This is a genomic window from Nonomuraea sp. KM88 (genome assembly GCF_052245635.1).
Taxonomy (GTDB): domain Bacteria; phylum Actinomycetota; class Actinomycetes; order Streptosporangiales; family Streptosporangiaceae; genus Nonomuraea.
The window spans coordinates 200,536-219,121 of sequence record NZ_JBQQCC010000017.1; the positions used below are offsets into that span (position 1 = coordinate 200,536).

Consider the following 18,586-nt stretch of genomic DNA (forward strand, 5'->3'; position numbering starts at 1 on the left):
ACCTCTTATTCAGTAGACTTCAGCTTTCATTAACTGAATCTCTATGTGCAGAGATTTACCCACTCTCAACCCACACATTCCCCCTTGGCATCCACGGAGCTGTGGCTAGACTGGTGCTTCCTGTGCGATCCGTTCGCGCACGTAGCACGGTTATGCTGCCCTAGCTGCGACTTCTTCACCGACTTCGCCACTGGGGCTTATATTCACTGAAGTTCACTTGAATGAGGCTTGGCATGAGCGGTGACGAACCCGCGCGGACCGCGCTGGCGCGCCGGCTGCGCGAACTCCGCGACAGCCGATGGCCCGGGCTGCGGGTCACCCAGGCACAGTTGCGCGACGCGTTCGGGGTCAGCGTTCCACTGATCTCGTCGTGGGAGTCGACCCACCTGATCAAGATCCCGCCCGTGCACCGCCTCGAGAAGTACGCCGCGTTCTTCGCCACCCGGCGATCGCTGGCCAACGGGCACGCCCGCGTGCTCCCCCTGTCGGACATGACGGCCGAGGAGCTGGCGGAGCACCGCGCCCTGCTCGACGAGCTCACCCGGCTGCGCAAGAACGCGCTGCGCTTCCAGGGGGCCGAGAGCTCCGACCCGGAGCCGGACGCCCTCCATGACGGACCGTGGCACTTCGCCGACGGCGAACCGATCACGATCATCTGCTCGCAGATCCCCCACGACGAGCGGGAGAAGATCACCTACGCGGACCCGTCGAGCCCCGACTACATCGAGCTCTACAAATACTCCGATCTTGACTCCCTGTTCGAGCTGTGGGGCCATGTCAGAGCCGCCAACCCGCACAGCCTCGTGACGCTGCGCGCGACGGAGGACCTTCGCGCCGACGACCTCACCACCCACGTGGTGCTCCTCGGCGGCGTCGACTACAACGAGGTCACCGCGTACATGCTCTCGCGGATCGAGCTCCCGGTGCGGCAGGTGCCCGACTGGGAGGGCGAGAGGGGGCCGTACTTCGAGGTCGACGAAGGCGGCGAAACGCACAGGCACTACACCGTCACCAGCGGCTCAGGCGATGGCGTACGGCTCACAGAGGATGTCGGCTTCTTCTACCGCGGCGTCAACCCGGACAACACCAGCCACACCTTGACCATCTGCAACGGCATGCACTCGCGAGGCGTCTACGGCGTGGTGCGCGCGCTCACGGACGCGCGCTTTCGCGACCGCAACACCGCCTACCTGCGTGACCGGTTCCGCGACGCGGAGGCGTACAGCCTCCTCACGAGGGTCAGGGTGCAGGGCCGCGTCGCCGTCACACCCGACTGGACGGTCGCCTCGTACCGGCTACACGAATGGCCGGGTCCCCTCCATGGAGCATGAGAGAGCACAAGCCGGCACGGAGCATCATCACGGCTCCCACAGGCACCTGGTCGACCTGTACCACGAGCACGCGGGGTCCGGGACCGTCGACGCGATCGTCGTACCGACGATCCGGCATCCCAGCTGGCTCGGCCACGCGATCCGCCTGGCCGTCGCGCTGGACTGCCCGCTGGTGACCCTGCACAGCCGCAGGTGGAGCCGCCCGGACGAGGCGGCGGCGCTCCTGCTGCCGACCGGCGTGGACCACATCGTGATCGACGTCGACGACACGGCCCGGCTCAACCTGCCGGATTTCGCGACCTCCGCGCTGGTGAAGGGCACGCCGTTCCACCGCGCGACCGATCTCAGCGCCAAACGCAACACCGGGCTGCTCCTCTCCCGCCTGATGGGCTGGCAGCGGGTCGTCTTCCTGGACGACGACATCGTGGTCGGAGGACACAAGGAGGTCGCGGCGGCGGCGGCCCTGCTCGACGACTACGATGCGGTGGGCATGCACATCGGCGGTTATCCGGACAACTCTGTGGTGTGCCACGCGCATCGGCTGACCGGCGGCGACCAGGACTCGTTCGTGGGCGGCGGCGCCCTCGCCGTCGAGACCACCCGCAGGCCGTCGTTCTTCCCGAACATCTACAACGAGGACTGGTTCTATTTGCTGGGCGAGACGTCGCTGCGCCGGCTCGCGGTGACGGGCATGGTGACCCAGCGCCCGTACAACCCGTTCGACCGGCCCGTCCGCGCCCGTGACCAGGAGCTCGGCGACGTGCTGGCGGAGGGCGTCTACTGGCTGCTCGACGGCGACGGGGCCAGCTGGGAGGCCGCGACCCGGCCGGCGCACTGGACGAGCTTCCTGGCCAGGCGCAGGGCGTTCGTCGAGGACGTGCTGCGCCGCGTCAGGCTGCGGCCCGGCTCCACCGACCGCACCGCCATGGAGGAGTCGCTGCTGGCCGCGCTCGGCCGGCTCAAGCTGATCACCCCGGACTTCTGCGTCTCCTACCTGCGGGCATGGAAGGCGGATCGCCATCGCTGGGCCGGCCATCTGGCCGGGATCCCGCAGCTCGAATCAGACGTGGCGGACGCCATGAAGTGGGTGGTCCGGCCGGGGGCCAAGCCGCTGCGCTGGTGGGCGTCCCGGTAAACGCCTGTTGATTCAGGGGAGCGGCATCCGGGAATCTGTGGTCCGTGGGGGCCTCCGAAATTCGCAAAGCCATCCATACTGACCTTCCTGCCATGGTCCGGTCCCTCGGCCAGGAGGCCTATTTCGCCGACCGGCTGGGCAGGCAGGACACCGGCCACGGACTCCTGCTCGTCGCCTGGGACGGCCAGGAGGCGGTGGGCGACGTGTACGTCTGGCTGGCCCCGGCGGAGGAGCCCGAGTTACGCGCCCATCTACCGGGCGTGGCCCTGCTCACCCACCTGGAGGTCGTGCCCTGGCGGCGCAAGCAGGGCATCGGGACCGAACTGCTGTGGGCGGCCGAGGACCGGCTCGCCGCCCTGGGCCACGACCGGGTCGCCCTGGGCGTCGGGCTGGACAACGAGGACGCGCAGCGGCTCTACCTGCGTCTCGGATACGCCGAATGGCCGTACGGGCAGGTCGCCACGACAGAGGTCGTCTACCACCCGGACGGCCGGCGCGAGCTCCGGCCTGAGCGGTGCCGCATCATGGTCAGGCGCCTCGCCGCGTCGGACGAGCCGCCCGCCAGAGGTGGCGGGCGAAGCCCTCCCGTCGGGTGAAGACACCATCTCCACCACGACGGGAGCCGTCCCATCGGGCCGGCACGTCACCGGTCTCTGGCAGGTGCGCCTAGCGCCGCTGGGTGGCCCAGCGGCGAATGGTGGCGATGCGCTCCTGGATCTGCTCGGCGGTCGCCTGGGCGATCGGCGGGCCACCGCAGGCGCGGCGCAGCTCCGAGTGGATGACCCCGTGCGGCTGGCCCGTGCGGTGGTTCCACGCGCCGACCAGGCCGTTGAGCTCGCGCCGCAGCTCGGCGATCTGCTCGTGCGGCGCCAGCGTCTGCCGCGGCTCGTCGGCCGGCTGCTTGCGCTTGGCGGCCTGCTGGTCGGACTGGCGCTTGCGCAGGAGCGTGGCCACCTGGTCGGGCTCGAGCAGGCCGGGCAGGCCGATGAAGTCTTCTTCCTCGGCCGAGCCGAGCTCGGCCCCCGTGCCGAACTCGCCCCCGTCGAACAACACCCGGTCGAACGTGGCCGACGTCTGCATCGTCTCGAACGGCAGCTCGTCGCCCAGGACGTCGGGGTTGTCCTTCTCGCGGTTGGCCTGTTCAAGGAGGGTGTCGTCGAGGCCGTCCTCCGGCGGCCGCTTGTTGAGGACGTGGTCGCGCTCGACCTCCATCTCGTTGGCCAGGCCCATGAGCGTGGGCACCGAGGGGAGGAAGACGGACGCGGTCTCGCCGCGCTTGCGGGCGCGGACGAACCGGCCCACGGCCTGCGCGAAGAAGAGCGGGGTCGAGGTCGAGGTGGCGTAGACGCCCACGCACAGGCGAGGGATGTCGACGCCCTCGGACACCATGCGCACGGCCACCAGCCAGCGGTCCTGGGACGCGGCGAACTGCTTGATCTTCTTCGACGCGCCGGGGTCGTCGGAGAGGACCACGGTGGCGCCCTCGCCGCTGATGTTGCGCAGGTGGCGGGCGTAGGCGCGGGCGGTCTCGTGATCGGTGGCGATGACCAGGCCGCCGGCGTCGGGGACGCCCCTGCGCACCTCGGTGAGACGGCGGTCGGCGGCCTGCATGACCTGGCGGATCCAGTCGCCCTTCGGATCGAGCGCGGCCCGCCACGCCTGGGAGAGCTGGTCCTTGGTGAGCGGGGTGCCCAGGGTCGCGGCGATCTCGTCGCCGGCCCGCGTGCGCCACTTCATCTCGCCGGAGTAGGCCAGGAAGATGACCGGGCGCACGACCCCGTCGTCGAGGGCGGGGCCGTAGCCGTAGGAGTAGTCGGCGACGCTGCGCTTGAGGCCCTCAGCGTCCTCCTCGTAGGCAACGAACGGGATGGGGTTGTCGTCGGACCTGAACGGGGTGCCGGTGAGCTGGAGCCGCCGTGCGGCGGGCTCGAACGCCTCGCGCACGCCGTCGCCCCATGACTTGGCGTCGCCCGCGTGGTGGATCTCGTCGAAGATCACCAGGGTCTTGCGCGCCTCGGTGCGCGCCCTGTGCAGCGCCGGGTGCATGGCGACCTGCGCGTAGGTCACCGCCACCCCGGTGTAGTCGCGCGACGTGGCGCCCTGGCTGTTCTTGAACTCGGGGTCGATGTTGATGCCCACCCGCCCGGCCGCGTCGGCCCACTGGCGCTTGAGGTGCTCGGTGGGCGTCACGACGGTGACCGCTCTGATCACCCCGTTGGCGAGCAGTTCGCTGGCGATGCGCAGGGCGTAGGTCGTCTTGCCCGCGCCCGGGGTCGCCACGGTGAGGAAGTCGCGCGGGTCTCGCCTGAAGTAGAGGTCGAACGCCTCCTGCTGCCACGCGCGCAGCTTGGGGGCGGTGCCCCATGCGGCTCGGTCGGGATAGGAAGGCGAAAGGTGGGACGCGGCGAAGGTGCTCACCGCATCACCTCTGGGGTTGGTGTGCTTCGCTTTCTCACAGTGACCCTAGAGTAATCGGGCCCACCGACAAGACGTGCCGTGAGCCGAGGATTCTGGCCAAGGTGATCCTCACGTGTTAGGGGGCGGGCGGGCTCTCATCCCGGCCGCAGGCTCGTCATGACCGTGTCGAGTTCCTGCCTGCGCTCGGTGCCGGCGGGCTGGAGCAGCCCGACGAGCAGGACGGTCCTGGCGCCGCGAGTGAGGAGCATCACTCGCAGGAAGGCCGGCCGGTTGACCACGTCCCGATATTCCGCCCGCAGTGCCCGGGTGTGGCCACCCGGAACCTGCCTGTCCTCGACGACGGTCACGCGGTCCCCTTTGAGCAGGAGCCTGGAGTAGAGCGCCGCCGCCTCCTTGGCGGCCTTCCCCGCGTCCTCCACCGACGGCATCGGTCTGGCCATGACGAGTGCTCCGGCGTCGTCCCTGATGACCGAGGTGAACCCGGTCACGGGCGGCACCGGCCCTTCGCGCCACCCCTGCGGCAGCGCCGCCGACACCCCCGCCCGCGAGTCGCTCAGCCGGCCCGTCTCCGCCGGCGGGGCGGTGAACCGCAGCACCACGACGGCCACCACCACGATCAGCCCCGCCCCGGCAGGCAACGCCACCAGCGCTCCCGCCCACCGGCGCCACCTCCTGCCGCCCACCCGCCCGCGCGCGCCGGGATCGGCCGGAGAGCCGTAGAGGCGGGCCGACGGCGGCAGGGGCTCGCCGACCGGCGACGTGCCGCTCCCACGGCCGCGTCCGCCGCCGAACCCGTTGTCCTGCCCGTTGTCCGCGCCGTTCTGAAGGCCGGGGTACGTGGCCCGGCGGATCCGCGGGTTCCACGGCTCCTCGTCCTCCGGGTCAGGGCCGAGGTCCAGCGGATGGGACCGTTCCCGCCCTCTCTGCGACGGCCCGTCATCACGCTCTGGGAGGTCCCCCCAGCCCGTCTCGTACGGGACCTCGGGAGAAGCCCCCCAGCCGGTGTCGCCAGGCTCGGAAGCAGACCCCCAGCCCGCCTCCTGAGCAGGATCGGGCACGGGCCTCTCGTTCCGCTCCGGCGCGGGATCCGCGGGCGCGGGAGAGCGCCTGGCATCGGCGTCGGTGTCCCTGACGCTCGCGAAGGGGTTCTTGCCCCGCCGCGGCCTTCCGTCGCGGTGCGCGCCCCACACGGGCTTGCCGTCCTCAGGAGAGGTGCGGCCCTCGGGAGGGGTGCCGTCCTCGGGAGGGGTACGGCGGTGCCGGGCGCCCGTCTGCGGGGGCCAGACACGGTGATCACCCTCCATGACACCTCCTTGTCCCGCTGTCCTATCACTCCTCGCGACGAGGATCAGGCGATCCGTTGTCGTTGTGACAGGAGAGGCGGAATTCAGCGGGTGCGGCCGGCGAGCACGGTGCCGCTCAGCGCGATGGTGGCCATGAGGATCGAGATGACGACGAACCCGGTGGCGATCTCGGAGGAGGAGTGCCCGATCAGGTTGACCAGCGCGCCGCCGACGCCGATCGACAGCGCCGAGCCCAGCATGTCCGTCACCGACAGCGACGCCGAGTTGGCTCCCTGCTCGTTGACCGGCGACTGCTTCAGCGCCGTGATGCTGACCGTGGTCATGCCGAACCCCATCCCGAAGCCGGCGATGATCCACGCGGGCACGGCGATCCATCCGCTCACCCCGGGCAGGACGGCCAGCAGGCAGAGCAGGACCGCGACGGCGATGCATCCCATGCCCAGCCGGATCCGCAGGTGCGCCTGCCCTTCTTTCCTGCTCTGCAGGTAGGAGCCGGCGGACCAGCCGAGCGCCCCGGTGGTCAGCGCAACGCCCGCGCTCGACAGGTCGAAGCCCTTCACCTCCTGCAACACCAGCGGGATGAAGGAGTTGACGCCGAAGAAGGCGGCCGAGAAGAAGCCGCGCATCATCACCGTGGTGGGCAGCCCGCGCCCGAACCGCAGCGCCCGTGGAGGCAGCAGCCGGAACAGCCCGTACGACAGGGACGCCAGCCCCGCCACCGTCTCCAGGGCCCCCGTGACGGGATGCAGGTGCAGCCGGTCGACGCCGTGCAGCAGCACCCCCGCGCCGGCGGCCGCGGCGGTGGCGGCCAGCGTCATGGCCACCGGCCTCGACCTCGGCCCGCCCGACGGAGCCTCGCCCGGCGATGAGGGCTGCCGCAGCGCCGGAACGAGCATCACCAGCGCGGGCACCACCAGCGGGATGATCCCGAAGAAGACGAAGCGCCAGCCCCAGTTCTCCGCCACGAATCCGGCCACGGCCGGGCCCACCATGGCGGGCACCACCCAGGCCGCGGAGATGGCCGCGAACGCCTTGGGCCGCGACTCCACCGGATAGACCCGGGCGATCATCACGTACAGCGCCACGATGGTGGTTCCCGCCCCCAGCCCCTGCACGGCCCGCGCCACGAGGAACATCACCGCCGACGTCGCGGCCCCGGCCAGTGCCATCCCGATGACGAACAGCACCACTCCCGTCACGAACGGGACGGGGTAGCCGCGTCGGTCGGACCAGAGGCCGGCCACCACGTTGGCGAACAGGCTGGCGATCAGGAAGGCCGAGAAGCTGATCCCGTAGAGGTTGAGCGCGTCGAGCTCCTCGGCGATGGCGGGCATGGCGACGCCGACCGACATGCCTTCGAAAGCGACCAGCGTGACCACGAGGAGGATGCCGAGGGTCGCGGTACGGTAGCGCGAACCGAAGATTCGCGGCGGCTGGTATGGAGTGTCGAGTGCCTTCGGTGCTGTCACCAGCACATCGTAGTCAGCGCCGCATCGCTCACGGCGTCGCCTGCCGGTACGCCGCCCACATCTCGTGCATCCGCTTGGCCTGTCCTTGGGTGAACTCCGACATGCACCGGTCGTGGGCGTAGTCCATGAAGTTGTGCACGGGGTCAAGGCCCGCCTTCGCGCAGGAGTCGGCGCGCTCGGGGCAGCCCTTCGTCGGTTTGGCCTGGGCGGGGGTGTCGTCGATGCCGTCGCCGGGCTCCTTGCAGCCGTTCTCGAAGGTGTGGAACAGCCCGAGCCAGTGGCCGATCTCGTGGACGCCGGTGAAGCCGCGGTTGTAGTTGGTCATCGCGCCCCCGGGCAGTCCGCGCCAGTCGATGACCACGCCGTCGAGCACGGGCGCGTCGGTGTACCAGTAGGGGTAGCTGGCGAAGCCCAGCATGTGCTCGCTGAGCTGGGCGATGTAGAGGTTGAGCGTGCCGGGGCCGCCCTGGTGCAGCTCGCTCTTCATGGCCCGCTCGTGACCGACGGGGTCGCCGAACCAGGCGGCGTTCTGCCGGACCGTGATGGCGTCGAGCCGGAACTGCACGCCGGTGTCCACGCCGCCGAAGCGGCCGGCGTACGCGGAGTTGAGCACGTTGATCTGCGCTTCGACCGCCTCGTCGGAGACCTGGCGGTCAGGCCGCGTGATGACGTGCACCACGGTGGGCACGGTGATCTGAGTCGGCGGCGTGACGCCCGCCAGGCGCCGGGCGAGCTCGGACCGGACCTTGGCCACGTCTCCCGGCTGGGGCGAGCGCGGCCAGGGCTCCTCCGGCGCATGACGGCTGCAACGGGCCGCGTAGGCGGCGCCGGCCTGCACCGCCGGGGCGAACCATACCGCCAGCAGGCATGCCAACGAGGCGGCCGTCGCACGCCGAGCCATAGATCCTCCACCACGGAATGAGCCGATATGGCTACAGACCGTAGCTGTTTGGCGGAGGATTACCGCTCAGCAACACTCACTGCTTGTCGTCGCCCTCGCCGTCACCAGAGGGAAGGCCCTCGTAGATCTCTTTGCACTCCGGGCAAACGGGGTATTTCTTGGGGTCACGGCTGGGCACCCAGATTTTGCCGCACAGGGCGCGGATGGGCGTGCCCGTCACCATGCTCTCGGTGATCTTGTGTTTGTCCGCGTAGTGGGCGAAGCGCTCGTGATCGCCGTCGCCGTGCGAGGTCCGCGGCGTGGTCTCCTGCTCTGGGAGGATCTTCGTGCTGCTCACCCCACCGAGTTTATGCCCGCTCGCGACCGCGTCCTCCACCCAGCGGTACGGCCCCCGCCGCGAAGGCGAGGGCCGCCCGGTCAGCCCGCCCGGTCAGCCCACATGGTCAGCCCACATGGACCTGCACGCCCTCGGCCTTGCGCCCGGCCTTGACGAACAGCGTCAGCAGGGCGGTCAGCACGGCGATGCCGGTGCTCACCAGGAAGGCGAGGTGCATGCCGTCCATGAAGGAGTGGTGCACGGCGTCGACGATCGGCTGCGGCACCCCGGGAGGCGCCGCGCCGAAGGCGGCCGCCTTCTCCAGCCCGATCATCTGCGCGGGCGGGATCGTCTGCGCGGCGGGGCCGAGGTAGCCGGGCAGCGTGCCGGAGATCTCGGCGGCCATGACGGCGCCCAGGATCGCGGTGCCCAGCGCGCCGCCGACCTGCATGGCCGACTGCTGGACGCCACCCGCGACACCGCTCAGCTCAAGCGGCGCGTTGCCCACGATGATCTCCGTGGCGCCCACGAAGACCGGCGACATGCCGAAGGCCAGCAGCACGAACGGGATGGCGCTCGCGAGGAACGACGCGTCGATGCTGAGCTGGGACATGAGGAACATGGCGAACGCGGTGATCAGCAGACCGGCCGCCATCGTGATCTTCGGCCCCAGCCTGCCGATCGCCATGCCCGCCAGCGGCGAGGCGACGATCATGCCGGCGCTCATCGGCAACATGCGCAGGCCGGCCTCCAGCGGGGTCAGGCCGTGCACGCCTTGGAAGAAGAAGCCCAGGAAAAACATCGCGCCGAACATCGCGAACGCCACCATCATCATCAGCACGGTGCCGATGGAGATCGAGACGTTCCTGAACAGCGACAGCGGGACCAGCGGCTGCCTGCCGATCTTCTGCGCCCTGTTCTGCCAGAGGATGAACGCGGCGATCAGCACCGCGAACGCGCCCAGGAAGGTCAGCGTCGTGCTGTCGCCCCAGCCCCAGTCGGGGGCCTTGATGATCGTCCACACCAGCGAGAACATCGCGCCCGACAGCAGCAGCACGCCTAGCCAGTCGATCCGCGCCATCGTCTGCGCGCGGTTGTCCTTGATCAGGAAGACGCCCATGACGAGGGCGATGATCCCGACCGGCGCGTTGATGAAGAAGACCGACTCCCAGCTCACGTTCTCGACCAGCACACCGCCCACGATCGGCCCTGCGGCGCTGGACAGGCCGATGATGCCGCCCCAGGCGCCCATCGCCTGGTTGAGCTTCTCCCCCGGGAACGCTCCACGCAGCAGCGCCAGGGCGGCGGGCTGGAGCAGCGCGCCGAAAAGACCCTGCAGCACACGCAGGCCGATGAGCGCGCCGACGGGCGAGAGGCCGGGAATGACGCCGGCCAGTTCGGCGCTGAGACCGATGCCCACGGACGTGATCGCAAAGCCGGCAACACCGATGAGAAAGACGCGTTTGTGCCCGAACAGGTCGCCGAGCTTGCCCGCGGTGATCAGGAACACCGCCAGCGCCAGCAGATAGCCGCTGGTCACCCACTGCAGGTCCGACAGCGTCGCCTTCAGGTCGGCCTGGATGACCGGGTTGGCGATGCCCACCACCGTGCCGTCGAGCATCACCATGATGACGCCCAGGCTGACCGCCAGCAGCACCAGCCACGGATTGCCGCCGGCCCTCGTCCGGTCCGGGCCGGGCGACGACGGCGCGTTGACCGCCTTCGCTTGAGCCATGACTCCCCCTCAAATGACATATAGCCCCAGATCAGGGCATAGATATCGCAAGCCTCACTAATTTATGGCAGCCGACGACTTCAGACAACCGACTTTCACATGACGGCGTATGACTTATGGCACACTATGACAGAAAGGTTTCGAGGGAGTGACCGCTGTGGGTCTGCGTGAACGCAAGAAGGAGAAGACGCGCCTGGCGATCCTCGACGCGGCGCTCGACCTGTTCCTCGAACAAGGATACGAGTCGACCACCGTCGAGCAGATCGCGGGGGCCGTCGAGATCTCCCCCCGCACCTTCTTCCGCTACTTCACCAGCAAGGACCACCTGGTGCTGTGGTTCCACGACCACGGCGAGCAGCTCATGGTGGAGACCCTGTGCTCCCGCCCGCAGGACGAGCCGCCGTTCACGGCGCTCATGCACGCGGTGCGAGCGGTGATGAGCGACATGGAAGGCTCAACGGAGGACGAGCACCAGAGGTTCCTCAAACTCCGCCGGATCCTCGACGAGAATCCGCAGCTGATCGGCCAGTCGGTGGCCAGGAGCGCCGGCACGGAGCGCCGTCTCGCGGAGCTGGTCGCCGGGCGCAGGGGTGTGGACGCCGACACCGACCAGCTCTCCCACCTGATCGTCGCGTTCGCCATGTCGGCGATGCGCGTCGGCTTCGAGTGCCCGCGCCGCGACGGCTCGGTGCCGGAGATCACCGGCCGCATGGCAGAGACGATCGAGCTGGCCGAGCGCTCGCTGCGGCCGGGGTGGGACCTCTGAGGCGCGGGGCTCGCCGACGGGCTCAGTTCATCGTCGGATCGTCCGGGCAGGTCGCCACGAAGGCCAGCTCGCCGTGCTGGCGCCGCAGCACGTGCCGCCAGAGCGAGCCCGGATCGGCGTGGAAGGTGTCGCCGACCTCGGAGTCGACGACGTACCAGGCGCCCTCGGCGATCTCGCTCTCCAGCTGGCCCGACGTCCACCCCGCGTACCCCGCGAAGATGCGCATCTGCGCGATCTCCCCCTGCAGGATCTCGGGCGGCGCGTCCAGGTCGACCGTCCCCAGCCTTGACACGGCCGGGGTGCCGGCGTGCAGCCTGCGCCAGCCGAGCGGCTCCTCACCGCTCGGGACCGCCGCCAGCGCGAGCGCGCTGTCGGTCTGCACCGGCCCGCCCTCGAAGAGCACCGGAGGCCCCGTGACCAGCGGATCCCACACGGGCAGCACCTGCGTCACCGAGATGTCGCTCGGCCTGTTGAGCACCACGCCCAGAGTGCCCCCGTCGTGGTCGTGTTCGAGGATCAGCACGACGCTACGCCGGAAGTTGGGGTCATCGAGGAGCGGCGTCGCCACCAACAACCCGCCGACGTAGATCGCTTCCGCCATACATCCATCATGGCGTGTATCCGGGGGCGTGCGCTCCCCTCGTGAGTCGATGTTACTTTTCGTGTCCCCTTGGGCACCTTACGTAGCAAAGATCACACTCCGGGGGGAGCGCATGCGTATCGGTACTCGTGTCGTCCTGGCCACGCTGCCCATGACCGTGGCACTGCTCCTCCCTGCCACCGCCTGGGCGTGGCCGCGGCTAGATCCGGGAGACCCGTTCACGATGACGGTCGACGACGTGGCCTGCCGCTCCGGCCGGGCGACCGTCACGCTCCGCAACGTGACCCGCCAGCTGGCAAGGTACGACCTGCGGGCCGACGGCAGGACGGTGGCGAGCGGCTCGATCCCGGCGCGCAAGACGGTCGTCAAGCAGGTCCGGGTGGGGAAGGGCAGCCGCGCCGAGATCGAGGCGTACTCGGTCGCCGAGCACAACCCCGACACGCTGATCGACTCGACCGACGTGGAGAACGACTGCCCCTGGGGCCACCACCTCGACCGCCTCCCCTTCACAGGTCCGCCCGTGGACCTCATGGCCAAGCTGGCCACGGCGGGCGGACTGGTGATCATGGGAGGCATTCTGTGGTGGTACGGCTGGATCTGGCCGCGCTCGGCCCCGTGAGCCCGGACGGCGCCCGCTAGGAGTCGGCAACGAACGCGCCGGCCCGCGCGGCGGCCAGCCCGCGCGACACCGACCGCTCGGCGTCCCGCCGCGTCACCGGCTCCCTCGTGACCACCAGGCGGTAGTAGAGCGGGGCCGAGATCGCCCTGACCAGCTCACCGCCGTCGGTCCCCTCGGGCAGCTCTCCCCGCTTGACCGCCAGGTCAACGACGGTGGCCCACTCGTCGATGCGGCGGGTGAAGAAGGCCCGCAGCGCGTCGGCGGCCTCCTCGTCGCAGGTCCCGGCGGCGATCACCGCCTGCAGCGTGGCGCCGAGCCGCCCGTCGGTGACCGCCTCCCAGACGGACACGGCGTTGGCCAGCAGGTCCCGCTCGACGTCGCCCGTGTCGGCGTGCGGCGACGACTGGTTGGCCAGCTCTTTCATGAGATCGGTCACCAGGCCGGGGGTGCTCCCCCAGCGCCGGTAGACCGTGGTCTTGCCGACGCCGGCCCTGGCCGCCACCTGATCCATGGTCAGGCCGTGGAAGCCGTGCTCGACCAGGATGTCCTGGGTGGCCTCGAGTACGGCTGCGCGTACCCTCGCGGTGCGGCCCCCCGGCCGCACGGTTCCCGCCAGACGGGAAGGTTGTTCCATCTAAACTCCTCACCGCATACCGGCATGCCCGGCTAACGGGACTCTCATCCCGTTAATGGCGCATGTTCTTACGACCCCGGCCTTTTACGGCCCGCGGCGGACCAGGTGGCCCTGCTCATCGACAGGGCCGCCGGTCTGGTCAGGCGGCGCGGGCATCTCCTTGTGGGCATGGCGTGCTCGGGCTCTCCTCATTCACGGGAGGGCTGGCGACCTCGCCGGGGTTGTGCTCGTGGCAGGTGACCCGGGGACTCGCCTCCGCCATCGCACGCCCGCCGGGCTCTCCCTGCTGACCATGTCGTTGCTGAGGGGGCATTCCGGGGTCGGGCGCGGGGCTGAACGGGGCGTTGTGGTCTGCCGGGTTCACCGCTGGCGCCATTCTAGGCCGACTCCGGCTGCCGCGCTGCTGGTGGGCGGGCACCTTTTCGCGAACCGCGCGCCCGTCGACCGCCGCACGACCACCGTTCGGCAATATCGAACTCCTCTGCACTAAGGTGCGAGGTGTGGGAGAGACGATTCAATCGGTCGAGCGGGCGGCCGCGATCCTGCGGTTGCTCGCCTCGGGCCCGCGCCAGCTCGGCGTGGCCGAGCTGGCCAAGGCGCTGGGCCTGCCCAAGGGGACGCTGCACGGCATCCTGCGCACGCTGGTCCGCGTGGGGTTCGTCGAGCAGGACCGGACGACGGGGAAGTACCGGCTCGGCGCCACGCTGCTCCACCTCGGCAGCAGCTACCTCGACGTCAACGAGCTGCGCACCCGCTCGATCAACTGGGCCGACGCCCTGGCGGGGCGCAGCAGGGAGAGCGCCTGGATCGGCACCCTGCACGAGGGGCACGTCCTGGTGATCCACCACGTGTTCAGGCCGGACGACAGCATGCAGACCCTCCAGGTCGGCACCTACCTGCCGACGCACGCCAGCGCCCTCGGCAAGGTCCTGCTCGCCCACGACCCCTACGGCGAGGCGCCGGCCGCGCCGCTGCGGGCGTACACGAGGGCCACGCTCACCGATCCCAAGGCGCTGGAGGCCGAGCTCGACCAGGTCAGGACCCGCGGCTGGGCGGCCGAGACGGAGGAGCTGACGGAGGGCGAGGTGGCCATCGCCGCGCCCATCAAGGACGCGCGCGGCATCGTGGTCGGCGCCATCGGCATCCGGGGCGCCGTCGAGCGGCTGGCCCCGGACGGAGCCCTGCACATGGAGTACGTCTCGTACGTGCGCGACGCCGCCCGCGCGATCACGCGCGCCCTCGCCCGCTGACTTGTCCACCCCCATGACGACCGCATAACATTTCTCACGTCGTTCGACATTGTCGAACCCTGATCCAAGCGAGGAAGCTCGTGCCTCGACCGCACTACGTCGCAGCCATCGACCAGGGCACCACGTCCAGCCGGTGCATCGTCTTCGACGAAGCCGGCAACATCATCTCCGTCGCCCAGCGCGAACACCGCCAGATCTTCCCCAGGCCCGGCTGGGTGGAGCACGACGCGGACGAGATCTGGCAGGCCGTGCGCGGCCTGCTCGGAGAGGCCGTGAGCGGCGCCGGCATCGAGGACGCCCAGATCGCCGCGCTCGGCATCACCAACCAGCGCGAGACCACCGTGTTGTGGGACCGCGAGACCGGCCGGCCCGTCCGCAACGCGATCGTCTGGCAGGACACCCGCACCGACGCGCTGACCCGGTCCCTGGCCGAGCACGAGAGCCTGTTCAAGGAGCGGGCCGGGCTGCCGCTGGCCACCTACTTCTCCGGGCCGAAGATCCGCTGGCTGCTCGACGAGACCCCCGGCCTGCGGGAGCGGGCAGAGCGCGGCGAGGTGCTGTTCGGCACGATGGACAGCTGGTTGTTGTGGAACCTCACGGGCCGCCACATCACCGACGTGACCAACGCCAGCCGTACGATGCTGATGAACATCCACACGCTGGGCTGGGACGACGAGCTGCTGGCCGCGATGGGCGTGCCGCGTGCGATGTTGCCGGAGATCCGCCCGTCCGCCGAGGTCTACGGCCGCACGGCGGGCGGCGTCCCGGTCGCCTCCGCGCTCGGCGACCAGCAGGCCGCGCTGTTCGGGCAGACGTGCTTCGCCCCCGGCGAGACCAAGAGCACCTACGGCTCCGGCAGCTTCCTGCTGATGAACACCGGTCACGAGCCGGTCGTCTCCAAGCACGGCCTGCTGACCACCGTCGGCTACCAGATCGGCTCGGGCCCGGCCACGTACGCGCTCGAAGGCGCCATCGCCGTCACCGGCTCCCTGGTGCAGTGGCTGCGCGACAACCTGGGCCTGATCTCCAGCGCGGCCGAGATCGAGACACTGGCGAGGACGGTCGACGACAACGGCGGCTGCTACTTCGTGCCGGCGTTCTCCGGGCTGTTCGCGCCCCACTGGCGCTCCGACGCGCGCGGGGTGATCGCGGGACTGACCGGGTTCGTCAACAAGGGCCACCTCGCGCGGGCCGTGCTGGAGGCCACGGCGTGGCAGACCCGCGAGGTGGTCGACGCGATGAACGCCGACTCGGGGCTCGACCTGACCACGCTGCGCGCCGACGGGGGCATGACCGCCGACAACCTGCTCATGCAGACGCTCGCCGACGTGCTGGCGGTGCCGGTCATCCGGCCGATGGTGGCCGAGACCACCGCGCTGGGCGCCGCCTACGCGGCGGGACTGGCCACCGGCTACTGGCCCGGCGTCGACAGCCTGCGGGCCAACTGGCACAAGGCCGCCGAGTGGCGTCCCGCGATCGACGAAACCGTACGCGAGCGCGAATACCGCAACTGGAAGAAGGCCGTGGCGCGCACCCTCGGCTGGGTGGAGCAGGAGGAGGGGAGCAGAGCATGACACTCACGATCGGCACCGACCGCGCGGAGACCAGGCACGAGCTGGCCGGCACCGCATACGACCTGCTCGTGATCGGCGGCGGCATCCTCGGCACGTCGGTGACCTGGATGGCCGCGCAGGCGGGACTGCGGGTTGCGATGGTCGACGCGGGCGACTTCGCCGGCGCCACCTCCAGTGCCTCCTCCAAGCTCGTCCACGGCGGCCTGCGCTACCTGCAGACCGGCAACGTGCGGCTGGTCGCGGAGAACCACCGCGAGCGGCGCGCCCTGGCCGCCGACATCGCACCCCACCTGGTCAAGCCGCTGACGTTCGTGGTGCCGATCTACAAGGGCGGCCCGCACGGCGCCGCCAAGCTCGGCGCGGGAGTGTTCCTCTACTCCGCGCTGTCGGTGTTCGGCGACGGCATGGGCCGGGTGATCACGCCGCAGCAGGCCATGGCCAGGGTGCCCGCCCTGCGCTCCGACGGCCTGCGGGCCGCCGCCGTCTACGGCGACCACCAGATGAACGACAGCCGGGTAGCCGTCATGACCGTGCGGGCCGCGGTGGACGCGGGCGCGGTCGTCCTCAACCACGCCGAGGTCGTCGGGCTGCGCCAGACGGGCGGCACCGTGACGGGCGCCGACCTGCGCGACCGGCTCGACGGGACCGAGTTCGGCGTGTCGGCCAGGCTCGTGCTGAACGCCACCGGGCCGTGGGTCGACCACCTGCGCCGCATGGAAGACCCCTCAGCGGCGCCCAGCATCCGGCTGTCCAAGGGCGCTCACCTGGTGCTGCGCAGGCAGGAGCCGTGGAAGGCCGCGCTGACCACACCCATCGACAAATACCGCGTGTCGTTCGCCATCCCGTGGGAGGACCACCTGCTCCTCGGCACCACGGACGAGGCGTACGAAGGCGACCCGGCCGCGGTGCGGGCCACCGAGGCCGACATCGCGCAGATCCTCGACGAGGCGGGCCACTCCGTACGCGACTCCCAGCTCAGGCGCGAGGACATCACCTACGCCTTCGCCGGGCTCCGGGTGCTGCCCGGCGGCCCCGGGCAGGTCGCGGCGGCCAAGCGGGAGACCGTGGTGACCAGCGGCTCGGGCGGCATGCTCTCCGTCGCCGGCGGCAAGTGGACCACCTACCGGCACATCGGCAGGCACGTGCTCGACACGCTCGCCCGCCTGCCGGGGCAGCCGCTGGGCGACGATCTCGCCGACATCCTGCCGGCCGTGCCGCTGCCGGGGCTGGCCAGCCCCGACGCGGTGGCCATGCGGCTGTGGACCGACCGCGACCCGGGCACGCGCATGGACCCGCTGGTGGCCAGGCATCTGGCCACGCACTACGGGTCGATCGCGTTCGACCTGGCGCGGCTCATCCGCGAGGACCCGGCGCTCGGCGAGCGCATCCACCCCGACGGGCCGGACATCTGGGCCCAGGCGGTCTACGCCCGCGACCGCGAGTGGGCGGCCACGGTGGACGACGTCGTACGCCGCCGCACGACGCTCACGGTGCGCGGCCTCGACACGCCCGACGTGCGCGCCAGGATCGAAAAGCTGCTCGGCTGACGACCTGGTCCGGGTACACGGTTCGGCGCGGCGGACCCGGGGTTCGGCACGCGGTTCGGCGCGGCGGGTCCGCGGCGCCGAGTTCGGAGCGCGGCGGGGCGGTGCCGGGGCCCCGGGAGGTGGCCTGGCGACCCGGCTGGGCAGGGGGAGGGCATGCGAACTCCCATCAACGAAGCCCTGCTCAGGCACTTCCGTGACCTGCGCGACGGCACTCATGGGCAGGCTGTCTCGCGGGACGACAAGGAGCAGGTGTTCATCACGGCGGTCGGGCTTCTGGACCCGGTGGCGCGCACCGCCCTGAACGAGCTCAACGCCGACCTGCTCCTCGGCGCCGGGGAGGTGGTCGCCAGCGGCGTCACCCGGTCACGCGAGGGCGGGCTCAACGCGATGTGGTCGCTGACGTGGCAGGAGCAGCGCGCGTGCCACGCCCAGCCGGTCGCGGTGGTCGCCCACTACGGCAGCGACTTCAACCATCCGCACCTGCGGGGCAACACCGTGGGCGACTGGCCGCTGAACGTCTTCGACGAGGCGGACGCCGCGGCGCAGCTCGGCACGTTGCGGGTGATCGCCGCTGGGGACGCCCACAACCTGGTCTTCCAGGAGAGCTATCGTCTGATGCCCGCCCTCACCCGGGAGGAGCCGGGCCAGGAGGACCTCACGCTGCCCGACGGCACGCGGGAGACCACGTATCCGGCCCACCAGGCGCCGTGACGGCGGGATTCCATGTGCGGGTCAGCGAGCGTCTCCCTGGAGGCCCTCAGCCGCGTGCGGCGGGCGGCGCGACCTTGGCTGTGCCGTAAACAGGAAATGATCTTATGCTTCGGTGAAGCCCCGCGCGCGCCCGCCGGCCGACTCGCGGACGGCGGCGGCGACGGCGGTGGACACGTCGGGGTGGAAGACGCTCGGGATGATGTAGTTGGGGCCGAGCTCCTCGGGCGTGACGACGGCGGCGAGCGCGCCGGCGGCGGCCAGCAACATCTCCTCCG

17 protein-coding genes and 1 pseudogene are annotated in these 18,586 nt (G+C 70.5%); 9 read left to right on the forward strand and 9 right to left on the reverse strand.

Going from position 1 to position 18,586, the window contains the following annotated elements:
- Positions 1-233: 233 nt before the first annotated feature.
- From ACTWPV_RS38690 to ACTWPV_RS38700, 3 genes are all read left to right on the forward strand, one after another.
- On the forward strand, positions 234-1,331 hold the full coding sequence (locus ACTWPV_RS38690; RefSeq protein ID WP_347649802.1) for a helix-turn-helix domain-containing protein: 1,098 nt from the start codon (positions 234-236) through the stop codon (positions 1,329-1,331).
- Positions 1,321-2,466, forward strand: coding sequence for a hypothetical protein (locus tag ACTWPV_RS38695; RefSeq protein ID WP_347649801.1), 1,146 nt, complete (start codon positions 1,321-1,323; stop codon positions 2,464-2,466). The genes ACTWPV_RS38690 and ACTWPV_RS38695 overlap by 11 nt, the downstream gene beginning before the upstream one ends.
- 92 nt (positions 2,467-2,558) lie before the next feature.
- On the forward strand, positions 2,559-3,062 hold the full coding sequence (locus tag ACTWPV_RS38700) for a GNAT family N-acetyltransferase (protein ID WP_443155577.1): 504 nt from the start codon (positions 2,559-2,561) through the stop codon (positions 3,060-3,062).
- Between the two features lie 70 nt (positions 3,063-3,132).
- Here the strand turns inward: ACTWPV_RS38700 and ACTWPV_RS38705 are convergent, their stop codons facing one another.
- The 6 genes from ACTWPV_RS38705 to ACTWPV_RS38730 form a co-directional block, all read right to left on the reverse strand.
- A complete protein-coding gene (locus tag ACTWPV_RS38705; RefSeq protein ID WP_347649799.1) occupies positions 3,133-4,884 on the reverse strand; it encodes a DEAD/DEAH box helicase in 1,752 nt (583 codons plus the stop codon).
- 134 nt (positions 4,885-5,018) lie between these two features.
- Positions 5,019-6,188, reverse strand: a complete 1,170-nt coding sequence (locus tag ACTWPV_RS38710; protein ID WP_443155578.1) for a hypothetical protein — start codon at positions 6,186-6,188, stop codon at positions 5,019-5,021.
- Between the two features lie 83 nt (positions 6,189-6,271).
- A complete protein-coding gene (locus ACTWPV_RS38715) occupies positions 6,272-7,657 on the reverse strand; it encodes an MFS transporter (RefSeq protein WP_443155579.1) in 1,386 nt (461 codons plus the stop codon).
- A 28-nt stretch (positions 7,658-7,685) separates the two neighbouring features.
- Positions 7,686-8,558, reverse strand: a complete 873-nt coding sequence (locus ACTWPV_RS38720) for a zinc metalloprotease (RefSeq protein WP_443155580.1) — start codon at positions 8,556-8,558, stop codon at positions 7,686-7,688.
- Positions 8,559-8,634: 76 nt separating this feature from the next.
- The gene (locus ACTWPV_RS38725) at positions 8,635-8,895 is read right to left on the reverse strand and encodes a DUF3039 domain-containing protein (protein ID WP_132509798.1); all 261 of its coding nucleotides are present in this window, start codon (positions 8,893-8,895) and stop codon (positions 8,635-8,637) included.
- Between the two features lie 106 nt (positions 8,896-9,001).
- Positions 9,002-10,609 (reverse strand): DHA2 family efflux MFS transporter permease subunit, encoded by a 1,608-nt coding sequence (locus ACTWPV_RS38730; RefSeq protein WP_443155581.1) that lies wholly within the window; start codon positions 10,607-10,609, stop codon positions 9,002-9,004.
- Between the two features lie 157 nt (positions 10,610-10,766).
- On the opposite strand from ACTWPV_RS38730, the gene ACTWPV_RS38735 reads away from it, so the two are divergent.
- Positions 10,767-11,375, forward strand: coding sequence for a TetR family transcriptional regulator (locus tag ACTWPV_RS38735; protein WP_443155582.1), 609 nt, complete (start codon positions 10,767-10,769; stop codon positions 11,373-11,375).
- A 22-nt stretch (positions 11,376-11,397) separates the two neighbouring features.
- Here ACTWPV_RS38735 and ACTWPV_RS38740 read toward each other — a convergent pair whose 3' ends face one another.
- On the reverse strand, positions 11,398-11,976 hold the full coding sequence (locus ACTWPV_RS38740; protein WP_132331907.1) for a YqgE/AlgH family protein: 579 nt from the start codon (positions 11,974-11,976) through the stop codon (positions 11,398-11,400).
- Positions 11,977-12,088: 112 nt separating this feature from the next.
- Between ACTWPV_RS38740 and ACTWPV_RS38745 the strand changes: the two genes are divergently transcribed.
- Positions 12,089-12,595, forward strand: a complete 507-nt coding sequence (locus tag ACTWPV_RS38745; protein WP_443155583.1) for a hypothetical protein — start codon at positions 12,089-12,091, stop codon at positions 12,593-12,595.
- A 16-nt stretch (positions 12,596-12,611) separates the two neighbouring features.
- On the opposite strand, the gene ACTWPV_RS38750 is transcribed toward ACTWPV_RS38745, so the two are convergent.
- Entirely contained in the window at positions 12,612-13,229 is a 618-nt protein-coding gene (locus ACTWPV_RS38750) for a TetR/AcrR family transcriptional regulator (RefSeq protein WP_347649792.1), read from the reverse strand.
- Positions 13,230-13,729: 500 nt separating this feature from the next.
- On the opposite strand from ACTWPV_RS38750, the gene ACTWPV_RS38755 reads away from it, so the two are divergent.
- The 4 genes from ACTWPV_RS38755 to ACTWPV_RS38770 all read left to right on the forward strand — a co-directional run bounded on the left by ACTWPV_RS38755 (position 13,730) and on the right by ACTWPV_RS38770 (position 18,311).
- Positions 13,730-14,479 carry an IclR family transcriptional regulator gene (locus tag ACTWPV_RS38755; protein ID WP_347649791.1) on the forward strand — a complete coding sequence of 250 codons (750 nt, stop codon included), beginning with the start codon at positions 13,730-13,732 and terminating at the stop codon, positions 14,477-14,479.
- Positions 14,480-14,559: 80 nt separating this feature from the next.
- A complete protein-coding gene (gene glpK / locus ACTWPV_RS38760) occupies positions 14,560-16,053 on the forward strand; it encodes a glycerol kinase GlpK (RefSeq protein WP_443155584.1) in 1,494 nt (497 codons plus the stop codon).
- The gene (locus ACTWPV_RS38765) at positions 16,050-17,600 is read left to right on the forward strand and encodes a glycerol-3-phosphate dehydrogenase/oxidase (protein WP_443155585.1); all 1,551 of its coding nucleotides are present in this window, start codon (positions 16,050-16,052) and stop codon (positions 17,598-17,600) included. The genes glpK and ACTWPV_RS38765 overlap by 4 nt, the downstream gene beginning before the upstream one ends.
- Before the next feature lie 153 nt (positions 17,601-17,753).
- Positions 17,754-18,311 carry a hypothetical protein gene (locus tag ACTWPV_RS38770; protein WP_443155586.1) on the forward strand — a complete coding sequence of 186 codons (558 nt, stop codon included), beginning with the start codon at positions 17,754-17,756 and terminating at the stop codon, positions 18,309-18,311.
- Positions 18,312-18,413: 102 nt separating this feature from the next.
- Here the strand turns inward: ACTWPV_RS38770 and ACTWPV_RS38775 are convergent.
- Positions 18,414-18,586 (reverse strand): annotated as a pseudogene (locus tag ACTWPV_RS38775) (NAD-dependent malic enzyme); the annotation flags it as partial.

Bases quoted from the DNA above. Each gene is read 5' to 3' on its own strand.
- ACTWPV_RS38710 (WP_443155578.1), bottom strand. From the start codon at position 6,188: ATGGAGGGTGATCACCGTGTCTGGCCCCCGCAGACGGGCGCCCGGCAC.
- ACTWPV_RS38700 (WP_443155577.1), top strand. From the start codon at position 2,559: ATGGTCCGGTCCCTCGGCCAGGAGGCCTATTTCGCCGACCGGCTGGGC.
- ACTWPV_RS38740 (WP_132331907.1), bottom strand. From the start codon at position 11,976: ATGGCGGAAGCGATCTACGTCGGCGGGTTGTTGGTGGCGACGCCGCTC.
- ACTWPV_RS38730 (WP_443155581.1), bottom strand. From the start codon at position 10,609: ATGGCTCAAGCGAAGGCGGTCAACGCGCCGTCGTCGCCCGGCCCGGAC.
- ACTWPV_RS38765 (WP_443155585.1), top strand. From the start codon at position 16,050: ATGACACTCACGATCGGCACCGACCGCGCGGAGACCAGGCACGAGCTG.
- ACTWPV_RS38695 (WP_347649801.1), top strand. From the start codon at position 1,321: ATGGAGCATGAGAGAGCACAAGCCGGCACGGAGCATCATCACGGCTCC.
- ACTWPV_RS38690 (WP_347649802.1), top strand. From the start codon at position 234: ATGAGCGGTGACGAACCCGCGCGGACCGCGCTGGCGCGCCGGCTGCGC.
- ACTWPV_RS38770 (WP_443155586.1), top strand. From the start codon at position 17,754: ATGCGAACTCCCATCAACGAAGCCCTGCTCAGGCACTTCCGTGACCTG.
- ACTWPV_RS38750 (WP_347649792.1), bottom strand. From the start codon at position 13,229: ATGGAACAACCTTCCCGTCTGGCGGGAACCGTGCGGCCGGGGGGCCGC.
- ACTWPV_RS38745 (WP_443155583.1), top strand. From the start codon at position 12,089: ATGCGTATCGGTACTCGTGTCGTCCTGGCCACGCTGCCCATGACCGTG.
- ACTWPV_RS38720 (WP_443155580.1), bottom strand. From the start codon at position 8,558: ATGGCTCGGCGTGCGACGGCCGCCTCGTTGGCATGCCTGCTGGCGGTA.